This window comes from Paenibacillus kyungheensis, from assembly GCF_028606985.1.
Lineage (GTDB): Bacteria > Bacillota > Bacilli > Paenibacillales > Paenibacillaceae > Saccharibacillus > Saccharibacillus kyungheensis.
This window is the reverse complement of sequence record NZ_CP117416.1, coordinates 3450195-3475167: the sequence shown is the minus strand read 5'-3', so window position 1 is coordinate 3475167 and position 24973 is coordinate 3450195. Positions and strand designations below refer to the sequence as shown.

Below are 24973 nucleotides of genomic sequence, written 5' to 3'. Positions count from 1 at the left end.
GAAACGATGGCACATACGATAATCGTCACTGATAGTACAGCAGATATTCCGGCTGCTCTAGCAGAACAGTATGGTATACGGATTATCCCGTTAAGTTTGTTTTTCGGTGAAGAAACGTTTGAAGATGGTGTAGATATTCAGGCAAATGAATTTTACCGTCGTCTGGTGTCTGTATCTGTCTTGCCGACTACATCACAACCGGCTCCTGCCAAATTTGCAGAAGCGTACCAATCCATTCATGAGCAGTATCCTGATGCTTCGATCGTATCTATTCATTTATCATCAGGACTTAGCGGGACGTATCAATCAGCATTAATCGGCAAATCGATGATCGATCAAGATGATCATATTACGATACTGGATTCCAAGTCGGCTTCGTACGGGTTTGGAATGGCTGTAGTACATGCAGCTAGACTGGCTCAGCAAGGAAAAACAGTCAATGAGATTATAGACGGTGTAGAACATATTTTGAAAAGTCGTTCATTGTACTTTATCGTAGATGATCTGGAAAATCTGCGTAAAGGTGGACGGATTGGACGAGCATCAGCAGTTCTCGGAACATTACTGAATGTAAAGCCTATCTTATCGATTGATGAACAAGGTCAAATCTATGCTGTTGAAAAAGTAAGAGGTCAGAAAAAAGCAATGGCACGTATCGTAGAAATGATGCGTCAAGAATTAAAAGTGGATAAAATCAATCTAGCTTTGGGACATACAGCTGATCCACAGTCTACCGAGCCACTGTTAGCGTTGTTCAAAGAACATTATGAGATTGGTGAGCTGGTGCTACCAGACATCGGATCTGTAGTGGGAAGCCATACAGGAGCGCGTACACTTGGAATCTTCGCGTGGCCGGATCAGCCATAAACGAGGGATGAACATGAATATCAGTCTAGAACAGATTACAGTTCGGCAAGTGAACGGCGTGAGTGCTCTCAAAGAAGGAGAGCTTCACGCCTTTGGCGTCTATACGATACTTGATTTACTGGAGTATTTTCCTTTTCGATATGAAGATTACCGTCTGCGGTCACTGATAGAAGTGAAAGATGGAGAAAAAATTACGGTACAAGCCAAAATTGTAGGTCTACCTGTACTACAACGATATGGTAAAAAATCACGTCTAACCTGTAAAATGATGGTCGATGATTGGATGGTAACAGCGACATGGTTTAACCGTCATTATCTGAAAGAACAATTAACATCAGGTCGTGAAATTATACTTACTGGAAAATGGGATCAACGTCGTTCACAAATGACTGTACTTGATTCCGAATTTCCCGATAAAGGTACACAGCGTAGTGGTAGTCTTCAACCGGTCTATTCGGTAGGAGGCAATATTACACAGGGCTGGATGCGCAAAACGATAGGCAAAGCTTTGGATCAATATGGGGAAATGATTCCTGAAATTTTACCACAAGAGATTATGCAACGTTATAAGCTTGTATCACGCAAACAAGCGATTCGTCATTTGCATCAACCGGGTGATACCGATGAAGGTAAGCAAGCACGTCGCCGGATGGTCTATGAAGAGTTATTTCTATTCCAATTAAAATTACAAGCGTATCGCAATATTAACCGTAAGCGAAATGGTGGGATTGTGCATACGACAGATAACGCAACGATTCGGGAATTTGTTCGTAGCTTGCCTTTTGAATTAACTGATGCACAGAAACAGGTTGAATTGGAAATTCTGAAAGATATGCGTGCACCTTATAGTATGAATCGTCTGCTTCAAGGCGATGTGGGTTCAGGTAAAACGGTCATTGCTGCAATTGCTTTATTTGCAACCGTACGTTCTGGTCATCAAGGCGCATTAATGGTTCCGACCGAGATCCTTGCAGAACAGCATATGCGTTCGCTCCAGCGGATGTTTGAGCCATTTGGGATAACTGTAGGGATGTTAACGAGTAGTGTCACTGGACGCAAGCGGAAGGATCTGCTGGCTTCATTGCAAATGGGGATGATCGATATTTTGGTCGGTACTCATGCTTTGATTCAAGATGAAGTGTATTTTCGCAGTCTAGGGGTGGTTGTCACCGATGAGCAGCATCGCTTTGGTGTTAATCAGCGAAGTATTTTAAGACGTAAAGGCTTTGATCCTGATGTACTAACGATGACAGCTACACCTATTCCGCGGACACTGGCAATTACTGCTTTCGGAGATATGGATGTGTCGACGATTGCCGAACGTCCTAAAGGGCGCAAGCCGATCAATACGTACTGGGTAAAACATAATATGATGGATCGTGTCAAAGGATTTATCGCTCGTGAAATTGATCAAGGACGACAAGCTTATCTAATCTGTCCACTGATTGAAGAATCCGATAAATTGGATGTGCAGAATGCGATTGATCTATATATACAGATGGATCAAGATTTTCCGAATTACAAAGTAGGACTGTTACACGGACGTATGAGTGCAGCAGAAAAAGAAGAAACGATGCGTCATTTCTACAGTAATGATATTCAATTATTAGTGTCTACAACAGTTGTAGAAGTAGGTGTCGATGTTCCGAATGCGACACTGATGATTATTATGGATGCAGATCGTTTTGGATTATCACAACTTCATCAGCTACGTGGACGTGTCGGTCGGGGAGAACATGCTTCGTTCTGTATATTGATAGCCGATCCCAAATCGGAAACAGGGCAAGAACGAATGCGTGCCATGACTGAGACTGAAGATGGATTTGAAGTTTCCCGGCGCGATCTAGAAATTCGAGGACCTGGTGAGTTTTTCGGTACCAAGCAAAGTGGACTGCCAGAGTTCAAAGTAGCGGATATGATGAGCGATTACGAAGTGTTAGAGATTGCTCGTGTAGATGCTGTAAAATTAGTGAGTAATGAATTTTTCTGGACTTCACCAGAATATGCTGCTTTACGGGATTATCTTGAAAAACAGCAAGTTTTTCAAGGCGAGTTAATGGATTAAATCTAGATTATAGCAAAACATCACAAACAAAAGGAGAGTACGATTATCGTGCTCTCCTTTTGAGTATACGTTATAACATACATATGAAAAAAGTGGATAAACAAGCGCTTTGGTAGCAAATGATTTTTTTACACATGTATATCTAATTATAGATTGACTTCCCATAGTCCAGCGCTTTAATATAGATTCAATATACATTTTCCCTATCACTTATATTTTTACATAGCACTGTTAATGATCCTCTGTGCTTGATTTTCAGCCTCTACCCTATATTGTTCATATTGAGATTGTGTAATTTGACCAGCAGCTCGTTGTTGCTGCCAGATGATACTTATGTTAGTAATCAACACATCAGCAATTTTTGTTTGTTCCATACCTTGATGCTCAGCGATTTGAGCAATTGTATCTCCATCCTGCAAATGTTGCTTCAGTTCATGATTCGTCATTCCAAGCAGACTGGCTATTTCATCGAATAAGTTGCCTATACTCCATAACGAATGAGTAGATAGCAGACTATTTGGAGCCGATGAAGTGATCGAAATCGATGGTTTATATTGTTCTTGAATAAGCTGTTGCATATCACGCTTTGGAGTCTGATTATCGGATAACGGAGTAGCGATAGTGCTTTCCAGTCGACTAGGAATGATTTTGCTAATCGTTGATGCATGAGCTTGTGGACTAATGATTGCTGTTCCACTGATAGTTAGCGCCATCGCTATCGAACTGGTCGCTACGATTTTTTTCATATCCATTCAGGCTCTCCACCTTTCTCAATTGATGCTTTACGTTGAGGATACCCGCTTAGCATAATCGATGTAGATGAGAATACTCTTAAAAGTAAATTAAAATACGCTAAGAATATTTCACCGAATGTGAAGTATAAAAAGATTCCTTTTTTTATACTCTTACTTTCATTAAGTAAAGTTGCAACGCATTCAAACGGCATTGTAGTTTGAATGATGCAGTTCAGTTTACTGAACATATACAGCTTAAGACTAGAGATGAGAGGGGTTACACGTCAATGAATTTGAAGCAGAAATGGATTTTACCTCTAAGTATGGTAATGATGATGTTGACAGCAGTAGGATGTAGCAGTAATGCAAATGAAGGTGCTTCTTCAGGAGATACAGGTAGCACAGATAGCAAATCGTACAAAATTGGTATCTCGCAAATTGTAGAGCATCCTTCTTTGGATGAGACACGTGAAGGTTTTCTAGCAGCTTTAAAAGATGCAGGGATTGTAGAAGGTCAAAATTTAACAGTTGATTATAAAAATGCACAAGGTGATTCTACCAATAACTTATCTATTGCACAGACATTATCGCAAAGTGACAATGATCTGGTACTGGCGATTGCTACTCCTTCAGCACAAGCAGTAGTGAGTCAGGTGAAAGATACACCGGTTTTATTTGCAGCAGTTACTGATCCATTAAGCGCCAAAATCGTAAGTGATCTACAAAAGCCGGGTGGAAATGTATCTGGAGCATCGGATACCAACCCAGAAGCGATCACAGAATTAGCTGACTTTATCGGTACAGAATTGCCTGATATCAAAACAATTGGTCTGGTCATCAATGAAGGTGAACCGAATGCTGTTATTATGGCACAGCGCGCAGAAGAAGCTTTCAAAAAACATGGTATTACATTAATCAAAGCAGCAGTGACAAACACGTCTGAAGTTCAACAAGCAGCACAATCGTTAGTCGGTCGTGCAGATGCTTTTTATATTACGCTGGATAATTCGGTCGTAAGTGCTGTTGATACAATTATTCAATTAGCGAATGAGAACAAAATGCCTTTCTTTTCAAGTGATCGGGATACTGTAGAAAAAGGAGCTTTTGCTACAGTAGGCTTTAAATATTATGATCATGGTTATCAAGTAGGGCAAATGGCTGTCGATGTATTGAAAAATGGCAAAAATGTAGGTGACTTACCTGTAGCGATGCAAGAAAAATTAGATTTGATCTTAAATCTCAAAGCCGCAGAAGCTCAGGGAATCAAAGTGACCGATGAAATGAAAGCCAAAGTGAAAGATCCAGAGAATAATTTGATTCAATAAAAAGATAAAACAGTGATATTAGATACTAACACAATAAAATAAAGCTATAAGATCACATCGTATGGCCCTATTGCACCAGTCGTCAAAAGCAAATAAGATCATGCAAAATGGGATGAGCTTCTTTGGAGTTCATCCTATTTTGGTACATGGTGTTGGATAAGATAAGCGTAACCAACAGCGATTAGCAATAGGCAGCATGAAGAAGAAAGGGGCGAGCTTATTTTATGGACTTAGTTTTGAAAATAGGCGAGGGATCGTTACAACTAGGGTTGTTATATGCGTTGCTCGCATTAGGAGTATATATTACATTTCGTATTTTGGATTTTCCTGATTTGACGGTAGATGGAAGTTTTACAACAGGTAGTGCAATTACAGCCGTTATGATTGTACATGGATATTCCCCATGGCTTGCCTGTTTAGGTGCTTTTGCAGGAGGGCTGGCAGCAGGAGCATGTACAGGCTTACTTCATACGAAAGGTAAAATTAATGGATTGTTATCCGGAATTTTGATGATGATTGCATTATATTCGATCAACTTGCGGATTTTGGGAAGTCCTAACGTATCTATTTTTGGTAATGCCATGGTATTTGATCATATTTCTCCGATTGCACTAATGCTGATAATTGTGATTTTATGCAAATTGTTATTGGATGCCTTTTTGCGTACCGATATGGGATTAGCATTGCGAGCGACTGGCGACAATAAGCAGATGATTCGTAGTCTGGGAGCGAATACAGACACTACCACTATTATTGGTGTGAGTCTGTCCAATGGTCTGGTCGCTTTATCAGGTGCTTTTGTTGCTCAGACGTCTACCTTTGCAGATGCAACTTCAGGAATCGGGATGATTGTGATCGGACTTGCTTCTGTCATTATAGGTGAAGCAATATTTGGTGCCAAAACAGTATTCAGAGCTACTTTAGCTGTTATTTTAGGTTCGATTGTGTACCGGATTGTGGTTACAGCCGCTCTACGAATTGAATGGTTTGAAGCATCTGATCTCAAATTAATCACAGCAGTTATCGTTATTATTGCGCTTGTATTCCCGGCTATTCGCAGTAAAGTGAAGCAAAAAGGATTAGCTAAAAAGCGTTCTGCAGAATTACTAAGCAATATCCAGACCACTCCTTATTCCAAACCAACCGGAGGTGAACAGTAATGCTACATATCGAAAATGTATCTAAATTGTTCAACCCTGGTACAGTCGATGAAAAAATTGCTTTAATAGGAATTCAGCTTCATTTGAACCCTGGTGATTTTGTAACGGTCATTGGTAGTAATGGTGCTGGCAAATCAACTCTGATGAATATTATTTCCGGGGTAATAAAACCAGATACAGGTCTGGTGAAGATCGAAGGGCAATCTGTAGGGCATTTAGCAGAGTATCAGCGTAGTCGCTGGATCGGACGTGTTTTTCAAGATCCTATGGCTGGAACCGCTCCTCATATGTCGATTGAAGAAAATCTAGCAATGGCTTATCGTCGTGGCAAAAATCGTGGTTTTGCTTTTGGAGTGACTTCTACAAGACGGAATCTATTCAAGCAGGAATTATCACGTCTGGGGATTGGACTGGAAAATCGATTACGCGCCAAAGTAGGGATGTTATCCGGTGGAGAACGTCAGGCGCTCAGTCTATTGATGGCCACATTTACCCGTCCACAGATTCTGTTACTTGATGAACATACAGCAGCGCTTGATCCTGCACGTGCAGATTTGATTACTTCACTTACCAAAGAAATTGTGCGTGATATGAATCTAACCACATTGATGGTTACTCATAATATGGAGCAAGCTATCCGTCTTGGTAATCGCCTGATTATGATGGATAAAGGTAAAATTATTTTGGATATTGATGAAGAACGCAAAAAGGATCTTACGATCGAACGACTAATGTCTGAATTCGAACAGATTAGCGGAACTAAAATGGCAGATGATCGTGTTGTGCTTGGTTAACTGTACTCTCTAATATATTTCAATCTAAACCCAATGATTCTGTGATTAGCAGAGTGATTGGGTTTATTTTGAAAGGTGTCACAATCCATAGTCGCAAAATAGTGTACACTAGAAAAGATGTAGTAAATGAACATATGATCTAGCTTATACTTTGTGAAATTGATATTGGAGGAACAGATGCTTACCAATAATGTGACTGTGATTATTTTATTACAACTGTTTGAACGAGCAGCTTTGCTGTTGATCTGTTTATATTTTTTGACCCGTCTATCTCATTTTAGACAGATTTTCCAGAAAGATATTTTATTTAAAAAAGATTTGCTGATTATTTCGATTATTTTTAGCGGTTTTGCTGTATTTGGAACTTATACCGGTATTAACGTCGAAGGATCACTGGTCAATGTACGTATTATCGCTGTGATGGCAGGTGGTATCCTTTTTGGTTGGCCTGTAGGTATCGTGACCGGGGTAGTGTCAGGGCTTCATCGTTATTTGATCGATATTGATGGAGTGACTTCGTTACCGTGTCTCATTACCAGTATTATTGCAGGGATTGTCTCAGGTTATATTCACAAAAAAATAAAACGCAATCGACGCTGGATTGTCGGAATTATCGCAGGTATGTTTTGCGAAGCGTTAACCATGTTTTTGATTCTAGTGATGGCAGAACCTGCTCAATTGGGTAGAGAAATTGTATCGATTATTGCTTTGCCGATGATTCTCGGTCAGGTGAGTGTAGGGTTGATTGTGTTATTTGTACAAGGAGTCGAAGGGGAAAAGGAAAATATAGCAGCAAGGCAAGCCAAATTAGCACTTGATATTGCGAACAAAACGCTTCCTTATTTCCGATCGATAAACAGTGAATCTTTACGCAAAATATGCGGTATTATCAAAGAAGATATTCAAGCAGATGCGGTAGCTATAACCGATACAAAGCTGATCTTAGCTTATGTAGGGCTTGGTGAAGATCATTATAATATTGGACATGAAATTATAACCGATGCGACCAAGCAGACGATTCGCAGTGGCGAGATTATGATCAGCAACAACGATGCAGAAGGTAAAGTGCCTAATATCCAATCGTTAATTATTATTCCTTTAACTGAAAAAGGAGTCGTCACCGGTGCGCTCAAAATCTATTATCGTAAAGCGCATAAAATCACGTATTCTTTACAAACTTTAGCTGTCGGTCTGTCACAGATTATTTCAACATTGATGGAAGTATCCCGAATTGAACAGATGAAAGAAATGGCAAATAAAGCAGAGATTAAAGCGTTACAGACCAGTATTAATCCTCATTTTCTGTTTAATGCGCTAAATGCGATTGCTTCCTCTATTCGTATTGATCCGAATTATGCACGCGAGATGATTATTAACCTTTCCGGTTATCTTCGTCATAGTTTGGAATGGAGTGACCAATTAATCGATATTAACAAAGAACTGGGTCAAGTAGTGAATTATGTAGAGATCGAAAAAGCACGATTCGGTAATAAATTGACAGTAATCTATGATGTGGACGAAGAAGTAGAAGTGAAAATTCCTAGTCTTATTATTCAGCCATTAGTTGAAAATGCGATAGTTCATGGCATTTTGAAAGGGAAAGGTTCCGGTACAGTAACCTTATCTGTAAAAGATCATGGTGATCAAGTGCTGATTAGTGTTGAAGATACAGGAGCAGGTATCGATCCAGAAATTATTCAAAATGTCTATAATGGTAAAATGCCTGAAAATCGAATCGGATTGTCTAATGTGCATCAAAGGGTTAAATTAATCTATGGTGAAGGATTACAGATTCAGCGTCTGGAACGAGGCACACGTATTCAGTTTAAAGTGAAAAAGGAGCTATCATGAAAGCAATCGTAGTGGAAGATGAATTTCTGGCAAGACAAGAATTAGAATATTATATTCGCACGTATAGTCAGATCGAGATTGTAGGTAGTTTTGACGATGGAATGGATGTATTGAAATATGTACAGGATCATGAAGTCGATGCTATTTTTTTAGATATTAATATCCCTTCGTTAGACGGGGTGTTTTTGGCACATACGATTAGCAAATTTTCACGTAAGCCTTATATTATTTTTATTACAGCATACAAAGAACATGCAGCAGAAGCTTTTGAAATTGAAGCTTTTGATTATATTTTGAAGCCGTATAGTGAATCACGTATGACTTCGATGCTACGCAAGTTGGAAAGTACGTATGAACGTGATCATGGTGCACAGCCGATATTCTCACAGCCGATCGACAAAGAACCAGCCGATCACTCTTCGGAAGATTATGATGCGCATAAAGCACAACCATTGTTGGGACAATCAACAACAGCAAGTACCACTCATGTGCCGCATCATTCTCATGTGCTTCAAGGCAAAATCAGCTTATGGAAAAATGATAAAATTCAAGTGATCCCTGTAGATGATGTCTATTATGCATCTGCTAGTGAGAAAGTAACCAATGTATTTACCAAGCGAGCTGAATATACAGTGACATCTAGCATTTCAGAATTTCAAAATACGTTGCCAGACGAATATTTTTTCCGTTGTCATCGTTCATATATCGTTAATATTACCAAAATCCGTGAAATTGTACCTTGGTTTAATAACACTTATTTACTGCGTTTACATGATCTGGATTATGAAGTTCCTGTGAGCCGAAGTAAGGTCAAAGAGTTCAGGCAGATCATGAGTATCTAAAGGCATTTCATTCCGTATATACTGCATTTCATTCCTTTTTTGGAATGTGACATTAAAGGTAGGGTTATAATTTGGTCATAGGAAACAGAGAATTCTCCGAACCATATAACACTACAATTTGCGGTCCTTACGGAAAGGAACATCAATCATGAAAAACGTATCCAATCAAGCAGGCACAACTAACTTACAATCTACCAAACCTCCAGTCAATCGTTGGTTGATTGCACTCGGTACAATTATTGTACAAATGGGTCTGGGGACGATTTATACATGGAGTCTTTTTAACCAGCCTCTTGTTGATAAATTCGGTTGGGGTCTAAGTTCAGTAGCGATTACATTTTCGATTACCAGTTTTGCATTAGCATTTTCCACTTTATTTGCTGGGAAATTACAAGAAAAATGGGGTATCCGTCGTCTGATCGGTATAGCAGGTATTGTACTTGGTCTAGGCTTAATGCTTAGTTCGCAAGTCTCCTCTTTACCTTTACTGTATATGTTAGCAGGGGTGATCGTCGGATTTGCTGATGGTACAGCATATATCACTTCACTTTCTAATTTGATCAAATGGTTCCCAGAACGTAAAGGATTGATCTCGGGGATATCTGTCGGCGCATATGGAACAGGAAGTCTTATTTTCAAATACATTAATGGCGCATTTATCGGTTCTGTCGGTGTATCGGCAACGTTCTTGTACTGGGGCATTATCGTATTGTTAATGATTGTGATCGGTTCTCGTCTGATTCGTGAAGCGAATGTATATGGTGCAACTGCTCCACAAGCTAAAGGTGCAGAACAACGTGTAGGGAATAGTCAGCCATCCGCAATCAAACCAACAACAGTTGTTGCTCATGATTACACAGTAAAAGAAATGCTCAAAACAAAACAAGTATACTTACTATTTATTATGTTCTTCACAGCTTGTATGAGTGGGTTATACTTAATCGGCATTGTCAAAGATATCGGTGTACAATTAGCAGGCTTGGATCTAGCTACAGCCGCAAATGCCGTTGCTATGATCGCTATTTTCAATACAGCAGGACGTATTATTTTGGGAGCTTTATCCGATAAAGTAGGACGTATGAAAGTCATCTGCGGTACATTTATCGTAACAGCCGCCGCAGTAGCAGTACTTAGCTTTATTCCACTAACCTATAGCATATTCTTCACCGCAGTAGCTGCGATTGCTTTCTGCTTCGGTGGTAATATCACTGTATTCCCTGCAATTGTTAGTGATTTCTTTGGACTCAAAAACCACAGTAAAAACTATGGTATCGTATATCAAGGTTTCGGTATTGGTGCTTTAGCAGGTTCGTTTATCGCTGCTTGGATGGGTGGATTCAAACCTACATTTATCGTTATCGGTATGTTGTGTATCGTGTCCTTCTTGATTGCACTATGGATCAAACCTCCAGTAGCTGGTGCAAGCGAAGAAAAACAAACAGCAGACGAGAAAAAATGGACTGCCAAACCTCATACAGCACGTAGTTAATATGTTCTAAAAGCGAATACGTGCAAAGTTCATTCATAATCTAACTATATTATAAAAATCAACAGCTTCTCTTATACACTAAGGGAAGCTGTTTCTATATTACTTTTTCTTACATTTTTTAGCAAAATGATTCGTTTGTAGGCGGATATCGTTATACTTTAAGTAAGACTAACTCTATCCCATTATGTAAAGGAGGAGGTATTCGTATGAAAGATATTCGTTTATGTACCAAACCTAATCTACTTTTTCTTCATATATTGGAAGCGTTATCAAATTTACCGTATATAGCTAAGCTAGACATCAAACAAGATACCAATGAATATGCGACAGCAGAATATTTTACATTTGTGATGGAAGACCAGTCGACACTTGTTCATTTAATTAACGATCAATCTACCAGCATTCCGTATTTGTTGATTTCAGGACCTGCTTGCCAACAATTAGCTTATGATTTATATCAAAGTGGACTTGTATATTCAAGTAAAGATATTGTATATCGTTGTCTGCATGATCAACATGTCGATCAGAAAATTGATGCGATTTGTCGTCTTGGTATTGCTTCTTACGGAGAACCGTCTGCTGAAGTATTGCACATTTTTGAATTATATCTTCGTGATCCAGATGTACGGGTACGTCAATCGGCTGTATTTGCTACCAGCTTTATCGGATGGCAAGAGTTCGAGAAGATGTTAGTCTATACGGCTAGTCATGACCCTGATTCGCGAGTTGCTGAAATTGCAGAAAGTGCTATTCAGATTATGCGTGATAGTGATTGGCTATCTGAACGTGCGTAACCGATGTAAGATGAAGCTTGATTTGGGTATGCTAGAGTAACGTTGATAACGTTTATAAAATGGGAGATACTATAAATAAATGTTGATATTAGTCAGCAAAACAGCAAATATTCTGGGATTATGCAAAAAAACCAGAGTATTTGCTGAAATAAGTGAAATTTGTCAGAGAAATTGCTCACATTTGTTAAGTTTCATGCTAAAATGTCTGTGTAGACAGCCATATCTATGACTGTTATCCATATTCTTCACCGGCAGGGCGCATACATGGGGGAACCGCTATGCTGTGGGAAGGTGCGAAGGGGTGTAGAATGAATAAAATAATAGTCAATCCGGCCCTTGCCCGAAACCATACACTTGCGAATACATATCAGATTCGCAGGACATTATCGGTTAGTGAACTATCTATCGTCTATGTAGCAAGGCATATCGAGCAGGGTACACTTCATGTGGTAAAAGAATTTTTTCCAAGTGCAGTGGTACAACGTAAAAGAGATCGTCGAAATATTGATTGTCATGAACCAGGTCTGGGTTCTAAATATAGAGAAATGCTGGAAACGTTTCGATCTGAAGCTGAGATTCTAAGTCAGATTGATCATCAAGGGATTGTGCGTTATGTGCAGTATTTTGAAGAAAATGGTACGGCTTATTTAGTGACAGAGTATTGCAAAGGTATGACATTGGATCAATTTATTGAAGAACATCCTACAGAAATCACTAACGACTTTTTGTTAGAACGGCTTGGTCTGGTTATTCGTGCTCTAGAATACATACACAGTCTCGGTTATATTCATCGTGATATTCGTCCAAGTAATATTTTGATTGGGGAAGATGGACAGACCAAGTTGCTTGATTTTGGTTCGGCTGTACGTTATCAAGAAAAGACGCATACGATCCTTACGACAGCAGGATACTCACCGATTGAATTTTATTCGGGTCGTTCGGTGCAAGGCCCTGTATCTGATATTTATAGTTTAGCGGCTACGATGTATTTTTGCTGTCAGGGCAAAGCACCTATCGATGTGCCGAAGCGTTTGTTCCATGATACGTTAGAACCTTTGCGTGATATGACCAAAGTCTCTCCTATTTTAACAAGAGTGATTCATTGGGGACTCGCTGTATCCGCAGACAAACGTTGTGCTTCTCTCAAATGGTTCAAAGTCGCAATGCGTGCTGAACGTCTATGGGAGCGCAAATTCATTTTAATGAATGGTAAAAAGAAGCTGGCTAATCACCAGAAGCCAACTATCAAAAAGTAATAATATGTAAAGCCTGCACATGTATATGATGCAGGCTTTTTTGTATATTGGTATAACCGATGTAATAAAAAAGTAAAAATCTATTTTAGTGTAGTTGTTGTTATATCATAATAACCAATCCAAAGAGAACCAGTATATAAGATTGTTAAACCAACGATTTAACCGAGAAGAGTACAATCTATTGAAAATGATAAACAATTTAAAATACAGTTGGAAATGTAGATTCGATTTGAAGTTGAATGTGAGTATTGGATATTAAAATTATAGAACAAGATAAGATGAGTCTATAGCTGTCTATATCATTACTCACTTTTAAAATGAATATTTTAAATCACCAAAAAATTCAAAATATGGAGTGTACTTTATTCAGATATTGAACATTTTTAGTAAACAATCATCTATAGAACAAGTGAATAGAATCAAAAGTAAAAGAAAGGTAAATGGAAATACTCTGCTTTTCCTAGATACATACTAGATACATATACAAAGAAATATATCAAAAATATCCTTATTATTCTTTATATAACAACACAAACTATACACTTTTAATTAGCATTATATGATGTATATTAGACATATGAAATACAACCACATGAAACTATTTCAAATGGTTGTATTTATAAGATAGTGCAGTATTGCTTGCAATAAAATATTGTATACCACCTATTTTTTCATTTCAGCAATAATAACCGATGTTATGTAGTGCTTAATATATAAGGAAATAACATAATCTATCATCGGCAAATGAAAAAATAATTTTTGATGAGTATTATGTGAAATTAATCACAAGGAGAGTGTGGATCATGTCAAAAGTAATAACAGCAGCTCAAGCAGCAGCATTGATCAAAGATGGAGATACCGTAGCAGCAAGTGGTTTTGGATTATCTTGTTGGGCAGAAGAGATAGGGATTGCTATTAAAGATCGTTTTAATGAAACAGGAGCACCACGTAATTTAACGATTATGCATGCAAGTGCTGTCGGTAACCGCAAAGAAAAAGGAATGAGTCATTTAGGCATCGAGGGATTAATTAAACGTTGGATCGGTGGTATAGCTATCGCGTCTCCTCAAATGGCGAAATTAATCGAAGATAATAAATGTGAAGCTTATAATTTGCCACAAGGCGTGATTACTCAACTGTACCGAGAAATTGCAGCCAAACGTCCAGGAGTCATTACCAAAATTGGGCTAGGTACCTTTGTTGATCCAAGGATCGAAGGGGCTAAAATGTCTGCTTGTACGACAGAAGATATTGTTAAAGTCATTGAATTTGAAGGCGAAGAATGGTTGTTTTACAAAACGTTTCCGATTCAAATAGCGTTGATCCGCGGGACAGTAGCTGATGAACGTGGCAACTTAACGATGGAAAAAGAAGGTCTATTGATGGAAGTGTTACCTATTGCTCAAGCTGTACGAAATTCAGGCGGGATTGTTATTGCCCAAGTAGAAAGCCTAGCCAAAACAGGAACACTCAATCCCAAGCATGTCAAAGTACCGGGTATTCTTATCGATCATATCGTGATTGCTAAACCTGAAAATCATTTTCAGACAGAAGTCACACAATACAATCCTGGTTTCTCTGGTGAATTGAAAGTACCTTTGCAATCTGTTGATCCTCTACCACTAGATGAACGTAAAATTATTGCTAGACGTTGTGCAATGGAACTACAACCGAATACGATTTTGAATTTGGGTGTAGGTATTCCAGCGAATGTAGCTACTGTGGCTTTGGAAGAAGAAGTCAATGATCAACTTACGTTGACTACAGAAGCAGGTTCAATCGGTGGTGTACCGGGATCAGGTGGTAATTTCGGTCATGCTTATAATAGCGAAGCAATTATTGATCATCATGCACAGTTCGATTTTTATGATGGTGGTGGGATTGATCTATCTGTATTAGGTCTTGCTCAATCGGATGAGCAGGGCAATGTGAATGTGAGCAAATTTGGTACACGTGTCGCCGGTTGTGGTGGATTTATTAATATTTCTCAGTCTGCCAAAAACTTAATCTTTTGCGGTAGTTTTACAGCGGGGGGTCTACAGATCAGCGTCGCAAATGGTCAGTTAAATATTGTTCAAGAAGGCAAAGCTCAAAAATTTATTAAACAAGTTCAACAAATTACGTTCAGCGGTCAATATGCATCCACTACAGAGCAAAACGTTTTATATGTTACTGAACGTGCAGTTTTTCAATTGATTAAAGGCAAAATGACATTAATTGAAATTGCGCCTGGTATTGATTTGCAACGTGATGTATTAGACCAAATGGGATTCAAACCAGATATTTCTGCTCAATTAAAATTAATGGATATAGGTCTTTTTCAAGAAACATGGGGCGAACTGAAAGAAATTATTGCGACAAAAGAAAAAGCAAAACAATTAGAAGCAGTAGAAGTTTAAACGATTACTATAACTGAAGATTGAAAGGAAGCTGAATATATGGATCTTACATTAAATCGGTGGCGAATCTTAATCTTATCTACACTCATTAATTTATGTGTAGGTGCTATCTATGCGTTTAGTGTATTTGCTGGACCTTTGCAAGAAGCTCACGGATGGTCAAGAGCAGTCGTAATGATGGCTTTTACAATTAATGGTGCTATTTCTCCTATTCCTATGATTCTTGGAGGAAAGTTAGTCGATCGTGGTGGAGCTAAGCTAGCGATTTTATTAGGTGGATCGATGTTTGGCATCGGATTTTTTTTAACAGGATTGAGTAATACTCCCTGGATGTTATACCTTTCATATGGTGTCCTGACAGGGCTTGGTCAAGGGATTGCTTACTCCGGTACTATAGGTAACACGATTAAGTTATTTCCAGACAAAAAAGGGCTTGCCGCCGGAATTGTCACCGCAGGGTATGGAGGCGGAACTATTATTGCTGCACCAATCGCAGGTTATTTGATTCAAAGTAGTGGTGTAGCATCTGCATTTAATACGATGGGTGTTGTCTATTTAATTATTATTATAGGTTGCGGATTATTTATTAAAGTAGCTCCGGCTGGTTATCAACCTGTCGGTTGGACACCACCATCAACTATCCATAATACATCGAATAGTGGTCAAAGTCTGAGATGGACAGAGATGGTTCGTCAACCTAAATTCTATATTATTGCGGTATTATTTATGATCGGAGCACTATCGGGTATGATGGTGGCTTCGAATGCTTCGGCTATCGGTCAAAGTATGTTTAGCTTGACTGCTGTTGCAGCCGCGTATTATGTAAGTCTATATTCATTAAGTAATTGTCTTGGACGAGTATTCTGGGGCGCTGTATCAGATCGCTTAGGACGTTATAATGCACTGATCTGTATTTATGGTGTTATTGCTGCCATGCTTTTATTGATTGCATTGACAACGTCGACTGTCGGATTTGCTGTTGCTCTTATCGGTATCGGTCTTTGCTTTGGAGGAACGATGGGAGTATTTCCTTCCCTTGTTGCTGAGAAGTTCGGTATGAAATATTATGGCATTAATTATGGAGTCACATTTATCGGGTATTCTATGGCAGCTTTTTTTGGACCAAGAATTGCGGCTCAAGTAGCAGATGCGCATAACGGTGATTTTACACAAGCTTTTTATATCGCTTTGGCGATTAGCTTATTCGGTATCTTACTAGCCTTATTCTTTAAATGGTATGAAAATCGAAATCGTACCGTTACTCTTAAAAATAAAGCTGCTTAATTGATTGTATTCAAAATCATTTATTATGATATAAGGAGGAGTTAGACATGAGTATTACAACATTACTAGGTATCCAATATCCTATTTTTCAAGGTGCTATGGCACAGATTGCATTAGCTCCATTAGCAGCAGCAGTATCGAACGCAGGGGGATTAGGCATTTTAGCTTCAGGTGGATTTACAGCCGAGCAATTACGTGAAGAAATTCACAAATGCAAACAGTTAACAAACAAACCGTTCGGTGTAAATATTATGCTAATGGCGGAAAATCGGGATGAATTAGCACAAGTTATTATTGATGAGAAGATTAAAGTAGTGACTACAGGTGCTGGTTCACCTAAAAATTATATTCCTATGTGGAAAGCAGCAGGAATTATCGTCATTCCAGTGGTACCTTCAGTAGCAATTGCTCGTAAAATGCAAGAGCTTGGTGCAGACGCTATTGTGGCAGAAGGCACCGAAGCAGGGGGACATGTAGGGGAAACGACTACAATGTCTTTGATCCCACAAGTGGTTGATAGTGTAACAATCCCTGTGATTGCCGCAGGTGGCATTGCGGATGGACGTGGTGTGGCGGCAGCTTTTGCACTTGGAGCACAAGGTGTGCAAGTAGGTACTCGCTTCTTAGCGACTACAGAATGCCCAACCCATGAGAATTTCAAATTAGCTGTTGTTCATGCTAAAGATACCGATACATTAGTGACAGGACGTACGCAAGGTGCACCTGTACGTAGCATCAAAAACAAAATGACATTAGAATATATTAAATTAGAACAAGAACATGCTTCACGAGATCAATTAGAAGAATTAGCATTAGGCTCGCTACGCAAAGCAGTACTGGAAGGCGATACTGAAAATGGATCAGTTATGGCAGGGCAAATTGCAGGATTGGTTAAAGAGATCACGAGTGTAGAGCAAGTTGTTCATTCGATGTTTGCTGAAGCCAAATTAGCTTGTGATTGTATAGCAGCAAGTTCATTAGCTGTAGCTATTCCTGTTGAAGCTTAACTGCTATTTTATATTCAAAAAAAGGTCTTATAGCTCTAGCTATAAGGTCTTTTTTTTGCATTTTAAAAAAAGCTTCACTATAATCGATAAGAGATACACAAGAAAATGAAAAATGAACTTTAAAGTGATTTGCATCTAGTCATATATTCTGAACTTTAAGGGAGACAACATAGAGGATGGCACAGTCTATAGGATTTTTTATTAGTAATATTGGCCGTAAATTCAGACAAACAGCTACCAACCGATTTGAAGAATTTGAAATTACAGCAGAGCAATCAGCAGTATTGAATCAATTAACAGAAAAACAAGGTATTAATCAAAAAGAGTTAGCAAGTCTGCTTGATAAACCTTCTGCAAATGTAACTCGTTTAATTGATCAATTGGAAAAGAAACATCTAGTGGAGCGAAAAGAAAGCCCTACCGATCGAAGAGCTTATTTTACATATATCACAGAACAGGGAAAAGAAATGCAACAAAATCTTAAACCGGTGAACGAATCGCTTCATGCTGATATTTTGTCAGGAGTTACCGAAGAAGAACTAGCCTCTTTCCGAAAAGTGTTAAATATTATTAACGAGAATATTAATAAATCACCTTGGAACCATTTTTAACGTACATTATACAATACTTCTTTATATTTTACACAAGCAAGCTGTTTAGCATTGCTGTTCCTGTGGTATAATTAATTTAGCTTTAGAATCTATTAACGAAAGGATCAGGATACCATGGGTCCCCGAAGGATACTTCCCCAAAGGACGGTTTGGAAACGTTATGATCTCTCTTATACTTAGCTCTTCCGTAGAGAACAAGTCACTATAGACCAACTCGAACGGAAGAGGGAATCATGTATGCGAAGGACAAAGTCCTCCAAGTTTGCCTCACGTAAGAGTCGGTCGATATCGATCAAACTTACGAGAAATAGAGGGAGCTTGTATGAGGAGAAAACAAATGGATAAAACAGTATTAAGGCAGATTGCCATAATACTGCTTGGAACTTTGATTTTAGCGTTTGCTTATTATCACATTAATGTTCAGAATCAATTATCAGAAGGCGGATTTGTAGGATTAGCCTTATTAGGAAAATATGCATTTGGATGGTCACCGGCTTGGACAGCTTTACTGCTGGATATACCAGTGATATTACTTGCATGGTGGTTGAAAGGCCGCCGATTTATGTTATTTACACTGATTGGAGCACTATCGTTTTCACTATTTTACTCATTATTTGAGCAATTATCGTTGTTTGTGGTGGACCTGCACGGTAACCTGCTAGCAGCCGCTGTATTATCTGGGTTGTTAACCGGTCTAGGAGCAGGAATCGTTCTACGATATGGTGGGGCGACCGGAGGCGATGATGTGTTGTCCAAATTGATCAGTGATTGGAGCGGTTGGAAAATCGGTAATGTATTTTTTGCAAGTGATGCGATTGTATTGTTAATCTGTCTGTTCTATTTACCGCTTAAAGAAACCATATATACCGTTTTGGCGGTATGGATTGCAGGTAAAGTGATCACATGGACGATGACAACAACATGGCAAGTACGTCACTTATTGCCGATCAAACGTACATCCACATTAGCTGTATCTGTAAGTAAAGTAGCTGTTAAACCAATAACATCTACTCCGCAATCACTACAAATCAATCATAAAAGTATCAAAGTATAAAATAAAAGCCGTCAGGTAGATCATTAAGATCAACCTGACGGCTTTTTTTGTTATATCGTTTTGGTGCTAGCTCTTTTTTCAACAAGATAATAACTAAGAATCGATCCCAAAATGCCAACTACAGCTACAGCACCACCGATCAGCGGTACATAAGGCAATCCAAGATGTGTAATCACTACACCACCGAGAAAAGCACCACCTGCATTGCCCAAATTCAGTGCAGAGTGACTGGAAGTCGCTGCAAGTCTTGGTGCTTCATGAGCCAGATTCATAATACGAATCTGGATACCTGGCATAATCCCGAACGCGGCTGCACCCCAGAGAAAAACAAATACTAACGTTAAAATCTGATTGTGAAGTACGCTTGATAGAATAACCAATAAGATCACAAGAATAGTAAACGTCGCAATTAGAGAAGGCATTAGCTTCCAATCTGCTAACCTACCGCCTATAATATTACCTAACGTTACACCTACACCGAACATCACCAGAATCCATGTTACACTATGTTCTTGAAATCCGCTCACATCTGTGAGTAAAGGGGTAATGTATGTAAAGACAGTAAACATACTACCACAGCCAAAAGCACCGGTGAATAAAATAAGCAGCACTTGTGGATTGATTAGACTACGGAATTCTTTGGCAAGACTCGAAGGTCCAGACTGCTCAATCTTCGGAATTAAGAAAAAGATACCGATTAGTGAGATCATACCCATAATCGTAATCGCACCGAATGAAGAACGCCAGCCCAAATATTGTCCGATAAATGTTCCAAAAGGAACACCGATAATATTAGCGATCGTAAGCCCGGCAAGAACCATAGAGACGGCACTAGCTCTTTTCTCCGGTCGTACCAGTCTAGCCGCTATAAGTGAGCTTGCTCCCAAAAAAGTACCGTGTGCTAGAGCAGTCACTAGTCTTGAAGCCATTAATAATCCATAGTTAGGAGCAATGACAGCCAGAGCATTACCCAGTATAAAAATAATCATTAACAAACACAGTAATTGCTTCTGCGGAATACGATGGGTTAATACGGTTAAGACAGGTGCTCCTACAGCTACACCAAGTGCATAACTTGTAATCAATTGCCCTGCTTGTGGAATCGTGACATGAAGGTCGTTAGCTACATTAGGTAGCAGTCCCATAATGACGAATTCAGTCATACCAATAGCAAAAGCACCAGCAGTCAGGCAGAATAGAGCTGCTGGAAAGCGGTCATTTTGAGGTGAAACTTGTTCTTTTGTTACAGATGGTTGCATACATGATCTCCTATTTTCTGAAATGAACTATTTTTCTCTAAAATGCTTGTACAATTTTCTGTATGTACATAGTAACATTTAAAATTCAAAGTGAGTATACACTTACTCAAAATTCATACTAAAGGAGCTTGGCGATGTTAACATCCAAACAAGAAGTACAATTAAGTAAATATATGAGTCTGATTTTGCGTCATACGCCTGAAGAATATGGAATCCTGTTAGATGCTCGTGATGGTTCGTGTACATTGGAAGAGTTAGTCCATGTGTTACGTGAGCAAAAAGGATGGAGCGAGATTACAGAAGGTGATATTCATCAGGTAGTCGTACAATCTGACAAACAACGCTTTGAAATCAATGAAGATCGTATCAAAGCTAGATATGGTCATAGTCATACTCAGGTGCAATATGAACAAGGTACACCGCCTGAAATCTTATATCATGGTACACATGAGAAAGCATTACCACTCATATTAGAGCAAGGGCTTCTGTCTATGAATCGCCAGTATGTGCATTTATCAGCGAGTACACATTTTGCCGAATTAGCAGGTAAGCGTAGAGGCAAATTAGTCCTTTTACAAGTCGATACTGTGCGCGCGATAGAAGCAGGGGTGACTTTTTATTTTGCAGGGCATGAAGTCTGGTTGTCCGATCATATTCCTGCTCATTGTTTAACTCAGGTATAAAGATGCACCTATAATAGATATAGTCAGCATATAAACAAAGATACAACTCTTATCAATCATTGGTACAACACATATGCATATGACACGCAAATCAAAGGGGAGCGATAATGAGTCGCTCCCTTGTTGGTTTGTTTTTTACTTTTAGCAAATACAGATCCATTATACAGATAAATACTTAATTAGGAGTCTGACAGCTATCAATAACTTATCAATGTACTTTCAATAGATAAGATTATGGTCAAATTACATAGCATATCAGAGTACAATTGACGAACATCAATGATTTAAGCTTGAAGATCAAAAGTTTCTGCTAACAAACGATATGATTTCAAGCGAGCTTCGGTGTTATGAATAGCGGAGACCACAAGTAATTCATCTGTCTGATAGTCTTTAGCAAACTGTAACATTTTTTCTTTGACCTGATCAGGTGTACCGACAACACGGAAGCGGCGTGTATCTTGAATATGTGCTTTTTCTGAATCGGTATAAGGGTATTGTGCTGCTGTTTTGGCAGATGGTAAATAAGGCATTGGATTATTCTGACGTAGCATTAAGAAATACAGATCATTGCTACGCATATGGTATTCTGCTTCTTCCTCTGTGTCTGCGCAAGAAACAGTAATCGCTGCAAGTGATTTTGGAGTGTTAGACATCAGTGAAGGTTTGAAGTTCTCTTTATAATGAGCAACTGCATCTTCACCACCGGCTGTCCCGAAAAATTGAGCAAATGCATACGAAGCGCCTGTCATTGCGGCCAGATCAGCAGTTCCACCACTCGAACCGAGTAACCACAACTCAGGAGCTGTCTCGATACTAGGTTCAGCTATCAATCCGGGGAACCGGTGATCCCCAGGTAGAGCATCATTCATATAAGCAATAAGATCAACAATTTGTTGTGGATAGCGATCAGATGCATGCATCGATGGAAGTTTACCTTCTTGAAGTGCGCGTGTAGCCAGTGGCATACCACCAGGTGCACGACCAACACCGAGATCGATACGGTTAGGATAAAGTGCTTCTAATAGACGGAAATTTTCTGCTACTTTGTAAGCACTATAGTGAGGTAGCATAATACCGCCTGAACCGACACGAATTCGTGATGTCAGTGCGGCTACATGAGCGATTAATACTTCAGGGCTGGAATGAGCCAGACTTGGAGAAGCATGATGTTCTGACATCCAGAATCTGGAGAAGCCTAATCGGTCTGCTTCTTGCGCTAATTTTAATGTATTGGCCAAAGCATCTTTGGCATCTTCGCCTTCGTTAATATGGGATTGATCCAGTACGCCTAATTTCAACATATATAGTCACCTCTGTTTGGGATAAAATGTGATCATCGTAACTTTTCGATACTATGTTACTTTAATAGTGTAACCTAAATCATTCATCTTGTCCCATTACACACAAAAAATCCACAAAAGGAGGGGAATCCTTCTGTGGATATTGAATGCTGTTTATTTAGAAATTAATTTACTCTAAATTAGCGTGATTAGTAAACATAGCTGCTGAATCTCCGCCACGATGTTCCATTAAGCGAAGCATCAATCCATCGAAAAATAATAATACAGTCTGTTCGAACAATGAACCCATCGGTTGAACAGTCTCATATTGATTATGATCGGCTGGATCTTTAGGAGAACCCGGCAATTTGACAGTTAGAGCAGACTTCTGACCGATTGTTGATTCAGGAAAAATGGTAACCGCAGCAATAGTCACTTCCGCTTTTTGCGCTTTTTCAGCCATTAGGACAAGACCTTGTGTTTCTCCAGAACCGGAAGCGATGATTAACAAATCACCTTTTCCAGCACGCGGAGTAACCGTCTCACCGACAACATAAGCATCAAGACCCAATTGCATCAAGCGCATAGCGAATGCTTTTGCCATTAGACCGGAACGTCCAGCACCAGCTACAAAGATTTGACGTGCTGTCAAAATCTGTTGTACCAATGCTTCTGCTTCGACTTCAGGAATTGCTGCAAGTGTACGTTCTAATTCTTGAATAATACGATCAAAATGTGTAGAGATTCCTGCTTGGTTACTCATCGAATTAACCTTTAGTGATCAAGTCGCGAATTTGAGAAGCTACGCCAGCTTTATCGTCTTGACCAGTAATTCCGCCACCAACGATGATTAGATCAGGGTTAGCTTTGATTGCTTCTGGCAATGTTTCTAATTTGATACCGCCAGCGATTGCTGTTTTAGAGTTTTTAACTACACTTTTGATAGTCGCTAAATCTTCAAACGGATTTTGACCTGCTGCTTGACCGTCATAACCTGTGTGTACACAGATATAGTCTACGCCTAGCTCGTCCAATTCTTTAGCACGAGTTGCGATATCTTTGACATTGATCATATCTACCAATACTTTGCTACCTTGTTTTTTAGCTTCGTCTACGCAACCTTTGATAGTTAGGTCATTACTTGCACCTAGAACAGTTACGATATCTGCACCAGCTTCAGAAGCCTTCATCACTTCATAACCACCAGCATCCATGATTTTAAGGTCAGCAAGTACTTTCAAGTTAGGGAAAGCATCTTTCATTGCTTTTACAGCATGAAGACCTTCGTTAATTACGATTGGTGTACCAATTTCTACGATATCGATAAAAGGTTCTACTTCTTTTACAAGTGCAATCCCATCAGGGATGTTAACCAAGTCTAATGCTAATTGAAGTTCCATAATATATAATTCCTCCTAGTTGTATGTTTCGTTCGGTATAATGACTCGTTCGATGATTACTATCATGCTACATAGCGTGGACAGCTATCATCGACGTATTGCTAGTATAAAGTAAAAGGTGCTCTTTATGTAAGTACGCACTTTTTATTTACATAGTGTCTAAAAGTATACTGTTAACCTTTTTTCAGTTATAATAAAGGTAACGTAAAAAGGTAAATCCGTATAAAAAACAATCCTTTAGCATATGTTATTAGCCGAATTGGAGGAATCTTAATCATGCGTGAACGTATATTTAATTGTGAAAAAGAATTAACTTTATCTGTGATCGGTGGTAAATGGAAAATGTTGATCTTGTGGCATCTGGGTAAAAGCGGAACAAAACGGTTCGGTGAACTTAAAGCATTGATCCCCGGCATTACGCAACGGATGTTAGTCAGTCAATTACGTGAACTGGAAGAAGATCTTATTGTGCATCGTGAAGTCTATCCAGTCGTTCCACCCAAAGTAGAATATTCATTAACCCAAATGGGCGAAACTTTAATGCCTATTCTGGATGCGATGTATAACTGGGGCAAACACTATATGGATGTGGCTGAGATCAAGCCTGTCGAGATCAAACCAGCTTCTTGGAATTAAGTTTATATCAAAAATATTTGGGCGAGTATGAATTCGTAGCTAATGACGATGAATGCTCGCTTTTTTGACGTATAGCCATTGTTTTTTCTAATCAGAAATCTAAAGATTCAAGTACAATTTGAACACAGACAGAATAAATAGTATGTAATTGGGGTATACATAGTAAAGACCGAATCTTTTTTT

At 39.0% G+C, this 24973-nt stretch carries 22 protein-coding genes; 17 read left to right on the top strand and 5 right to left on the bottom strand.

The genetic code is table 11. The features are described 5' to 3' along the window. The first annotated feature begins 6 nt into the window (after positions 1-6). The gene (locus PQ456_RS14880) at positions 7-867 is read left to right on the top strand and encodes a DegV family protein (RefSeq protein WP_273613000.1); all 861 of its coding nucleotides are present in this window, start codon (positions 7-9) and stop codon (positions 865-867) included. A 13-nt stretch (positions 868-880) separates the two neighbouring features. Further along, on the top strand, positions 881-2932 hold the full coding sequence (gene recG / locus PQ456_RS14875) for an ATP-dependent DNA helicase RecG (RefSeq protein WP_273616330.1): 2052 nt from the start codon (positions 881-883) through the stop codon (positions 2930-2932). A gap of 218 nt (positions 2933-3150) precedes the next feature. Here recG and PQ456_RS14870 read toward each other — a convergent pair whose 3' ends face one another. Next, on the bottom strand, positions 3151-3684 hold the full coding sequence (locus PQ456_RS14870) for a hypothetical protein (protein ID WP_273612999.1): 534 nt from the start codon (positions 3682-3684) through the stop codon (positions 3151-3153). 269 nt (positions 3685-3953) lie between these two features. On the opposite strand from PQ456_RS14870, the gene PQ456_RS14865 reads away from it, so the two are divergent. The 13 genes from PQ456_RS14865 (at position 3954) to PQ456_RS14805 (ending at position 19532) form a co-directional block, all read left to right on the top strand. Then, positions 3954-4991, top strand: coding sequence for an ABC transporter substrate-binding protein (locus tag PQ456_RS14865; RefSeq protein WP_273612998.1), 1038 nt, complete (start codon positions 3954-3956; stop codon positions 4989-4991). A 224-nt stretch (positions 4992-5215) separates the two neighbouring features. Beyond that, the gene (locus PQ456_RS14860) at positions 5216-6151 is read left to right on the top strand and encodes an ABC transporter permease (protein ID WP_273612997.1); all 936 of its coding nucleotides are present in this window, start codon (positions 5216-5218) and stop codon (positions 6149-6151) included. Further along, positions 6151-6945: an ABC transporter ATP-binding protein gene (locus tag PQ456_RS14855; protein ID WP_273612996.1), complete on the top strand. Its 795-nt coding sequence runs from the start codon at positions 6151-6153 to the stop codon at positions 6943-6945. Before PQ456_RS14860 ends, PQ456_RS14855 begins: the two co-directional genes overlap by 1 nt. Positions 6946-7122: 177 nt before the next feature. Then, on the top strand, positions 7123-8796 hold the full coding sequence (locus PQ456_RS14850; RefSeq protein ID WP_273612995.1) for a sensor histidine kinase: 1674 nt from the start codon (positions 7123-7125) through the stop codon (positions 8794-8796). After that, the gene (locus tag PQ456_RS14845; RefSeq protein WP_273612994.1) at positions 8793-9638 is read left to right on the top strand and encodes a LytR/AlgR family response regulator transcription factor; all 846 of its coding nucleotides are present in this window, start codon (positions 8793-8795) and stop codon (positions 9636-9638) included. The genes PQ456_RS14850 and PQ456_RS14845 overlap by 4 nt, the downstream gene beginning before the upstream one ends. Before the next feature lie 148 nt (positions 9639-9786). Further along, complete coding sequence (locus PQ456_RS14840; RefSeq protein ID WP_273612993.1) at positions 9787-11127, top strand: L-lactate MFS transporter; 1341 nt, start codon at positions 9787-9789, stop codon at positions 11125-11127. 206 nt (positions 11128-11333) lie between these two features. Beyond that, a complete protein-coding gene (locus tag PQ456_RS14835; RefSeq protein WP_273612992.1) occupies positions 11334-11921 on the top strand; it encodes a hypothetical protein in 588 nt (195 codons plus the stop codon). 308 nt (positions 11922-12229) lie between these two features. After that, positions 12230-13177, top strand: a complete 948-nt coding sequence (locus PQ456_RS14830; RefSeq protein ID WP_273612991.1) for a serine/threonine protein kinase — start codon at positions 12230-12232, stop codon at positions 13175-13177. 803 nt (positions 13178-13980) lie between these two features. Then, positions 13981-15576: an acyl CoA:acetate/3-ketoacid CoA transferase gene (locus PQ456_RS14825; protein WP_273612990.1), complete on the top strand. Its 1596-nt coding sequence runs from the start codon at positions 13981-13983 to the stop codon at positions 15574-15576. A gap of 39 nt (positions 15577-15615) precedes the next feature. Beyond that, positions 15616-16860, top strand: a complete 1245-nt coding sequence (locus tag PQ456_RS14820; RefSeq protein ID WP_273612989.1) for an L-lactate MFS transporter — start codon at positions 15616-15618, stop codon at positions 16858-16860. Positions 16861-16907: 47 nt separating this feature from the next. Further along, the gene (locus PQ456_RS14815) at positions 16908-17867 is read left to right on the top strand and encodes a DUF561 domain-containing protein (protein WP_273612988.1); all 960 of its coding nucleotides are present in this window, start codon (positions 16908-16910) and stop codon (positions 17865-17867) included. 176 nt (positions 17868-18043) lie between these two features. Continuing rightward, entirely contained in the window at positions 18044-18478 is a 435-nt protein-coding gene (locus PQ456_RS14810; protein WP_273612987.1) for a MarR family winged helix-turn-helix transcriptional regulator, read from the top strand. Between the two features lie 337 nt (positions 18479-18815). Continuing rightward, positions 18816-19532, top strand: coding sequence for a YitT family protein (locus tag PQ456_RS14805; protein WP_273612986.1), 717 nt, complete (start codon positions 18816-18818; stop codon positions 19530-19532). Between the two features lie 50 nt (positions 19533-19582). On the opposite strand, the gene PQ456_RS14800 is transcribed toward PQ456_RS14805, so the two are convergent. Next, the gene (locus PQ456_RS14800; protein ID WP_273612985.1) at positions 19583-20791 is read right to left on the bottom strand and encodes an MFS transporter; all 1209 of its coding nucleotides are present in this window, start codon (positions 20789-20791) and stop codon (positions 19583-19585) included. Between the two features lie 134 nt (positions 20792-20925). Here PQ456_RS14800 and PQ456_RS14795 point away from each other — a divergent pair, with 134 nt between their 5' ends. Next, positions 20926-21474, top strand: a complete 549-nt coding sequence (locus tag PQ456_RS14795; RefSeq protein WP_273612984.1) for an RNA 2'-phosphotransferase — start codon at positions 20926-20928, stop codon at positions 21472-21474. Positions 21475-21758: 284 nt separating this feature from the next. Here the strand turns inward: PQ456_RS14795 and PQ456_RS14790 are convergent, their stop codons facing one another. The 3 genes from PQ456_RS14790 to hxlA form a co-directional block, all read right to left on the bottom strand. Continuing rightward, positions 21759-22775 (bottom strand): LLM class flavin-dependent oxidoreductase, encoded by a 1017-nt coding sequence (locus PQ456_RS14790; protein ID WP_273612983.1) that lies wholly within the window; start codon positions 22773-22775, stop codon positions 21759-21761. A 169-nt stretch (positions 22776-22944) separates the two neighbouring features. Then, a complete protein-coding gene (gene hxlB / locus PQ456_RS14785) occupies positions 22945-23517 on the bottom strand; it encodes a 6-phospho-3-hexuloisomerase (protein ID WP_273612982.1) in 573 nt (190 codons plus the stop codon). Positions 23518-23521: 4 nt separating this feature from the next. Next, positions 23522-24154, bottom strand: a complete 633-nt coding sequence (gene hxlA, locus PQ456_RS14780) for a 3-hexulose-6-phosphate synthase (protein ID WP_273612981.1) — start codon at positions 24152-24154, stop codon at positions 23522-23524. 276 nt (positions 24155-24430) lie between these two features. Here hxlA and hxlR point away from each other — a divergent pair, with 276 nt between their 5' ends. Continuing rightward, positions 24431-24790, top strand: coding sequence for a transcriptional activator HxlR (gene hxlR / locus PQ456_RS14775; RefSeq protein WP_420540618.1), 360 nt, complete (start codon positions 24431-24433; stop codon positions 24788-24790). Positions 24791-24973: the final 183 nt, after the last annotated feature.

Excerpts from the sequence above, each read along its gene's own strand:
- hxlA (WP_273612981.1), bottom strand. The coding sequence starts at position 24,154 with ATGGAACTTCAATTAGCATTAGACTTGGTTAACATCCCTGATGGGATT.
- hxlB (WP_273612982.1), bottom strand. The coding sequence starts at position 23,517 with ATGAGTAACCAAGCAGGAATCTCTACACATTTTGATCGTATTATTCAA.
- PQ456_RS14805 (WP_273612986.1), top strand. The coding sequence starts at position 18,816 with ATGGATAAAACAGTATTAAGGCAGATTGCCATAATACTGCTTGGAACT.
- PQ456_RS14850 (WP_273612995.1), top strand. The coding sequence starts at position 7,123 with ATGCTTACCAATAATGTGACTGTGATTATTTTATTACAACTGTTTGAA.
- PQ456_RS14815 (WP_273612988.1), top strand. The coding sequence starts at position 16,908 with ATGAGTATTACAACATTACTAGGTATCCAATATCCTATTTTTCAAGGT.
- recG (WP_273616330.1), top strand. The coding sequence starts at position 881 with ATGAATATCAGTCTAGAACAGATTACAGTTCGGCAAGTGAACGGCGTG.
- PQ456_RS14810 (WP_273612987.1), top strand. The coding sequence starts at position 18,044 with ATGGCACAGTCTATAGGATTTTTTATTAGTAATATTGGCCGTAAATTC.
- PQ456_RS14790 (WP_273612983.1), bottom strand. The coding sequence starts at position 22,775 with ATGTTGAAATTAGGCGTACTGGATCAATCCCATATTAACGAAGGCGAA.
- PQ456_RS14835 (WP_273612992.1), top strand. The coding sequence starts at position 11,334 with ATGAAAGATATTCGTTTATGTACCAAACCTAATCTACTTTTTCTTCAT.
- PQ456_RS14830 (WP_273612991.1), top strand. The coding sequence starts at position 12,230 with ATGAATAAAATAATAGTCAATCCGGCCCTTGCCCGAAACCATACACTT.
- PQ456_RS14795 (WP_273612984.1), top strand. The coding sequence starts at position 20,926 with ATGTTAACATCCAAACAAGAAGTACAATTAAGTAAATATATGAGTCTG.
- PQ456_RS14820 (WP_273612989.1), top strand. The coding sequence starts at position 15,616 with ATGGATCTTACATTAAATCGGTGGCGAATCTTAATCTTATCTACACTC.
- PQ456_RS14840 (WP_273612993.1), top strand. The coding sequence starts at position 9,787 with ATGAAAAACGTATCCAATCAAGCAGGCACAACTAACTTACAATCTACC.
- PQ456_RS14860 (WP_273612997.1), top strand. The coding sequence starts at position 5,216 with ATGGACTTAGTTTTGAAAATAGGCGAGGGATCGTTACAACTAGGGTTG.
- PQ456_RS14800 (WP_273612985.1), bottom strand. The coding sequence starts at position 20,791 with ATGCAACCATCTGTAACAAAAGAACAAGTTTCACCTCAAAATGACCGC.
- hxlR (WP_420540618.1), top strand. The coding sequence starts at position 24,431 with ATGCGTGAACGTATATTTAATTGTGAAAAAGAATTAACTTTATCTGTG.
- PQ456_RS14880 (WP_273613000.1), top strand. The coding sequence starts at position 7 with ATGGCACATACGATAATCGTCACTGATAGTACAGCAGATATTCCGGCT.
- PQ456_RS14855 (WP_273612996.1), top strand. The coding sequence starts at position 6,151 with ATGCTACATATCGAAAATGTATCTAAATTGTTCAACCCTGGTACAGTC.
- PQ456_RS14825 (WP_273612990.1), top strand. The coding sequence starts at position 13,981 with ATGTCAAAAGTAATAACAGCAGCTCAAGCAGCAGCATTGATCAAAGAT.
- PQ456_RS14845 (WP_273612994.1), top strand. The coding sequence starts at position 8,793 with ATGAAAGCAATCGTAGTGGAAGATGAATTTCTGGCAAGACAAGAATTA.
- PQ456_RS14865 (WP_273612998.1), top strand. The coding sequence starts at position 3,954 with ATGAATTTGAAGCAGAAATGGATTTTACCTCTAAGTATGGTAATGATG.
- PQ456_RS14870 (WP_273612999.1), bottom strand. The coding sequence starts at position 3,684 with ATGGATATGAAAAAAATCGTAGCGACCAGTTCGATAGCGATGGCGCTA.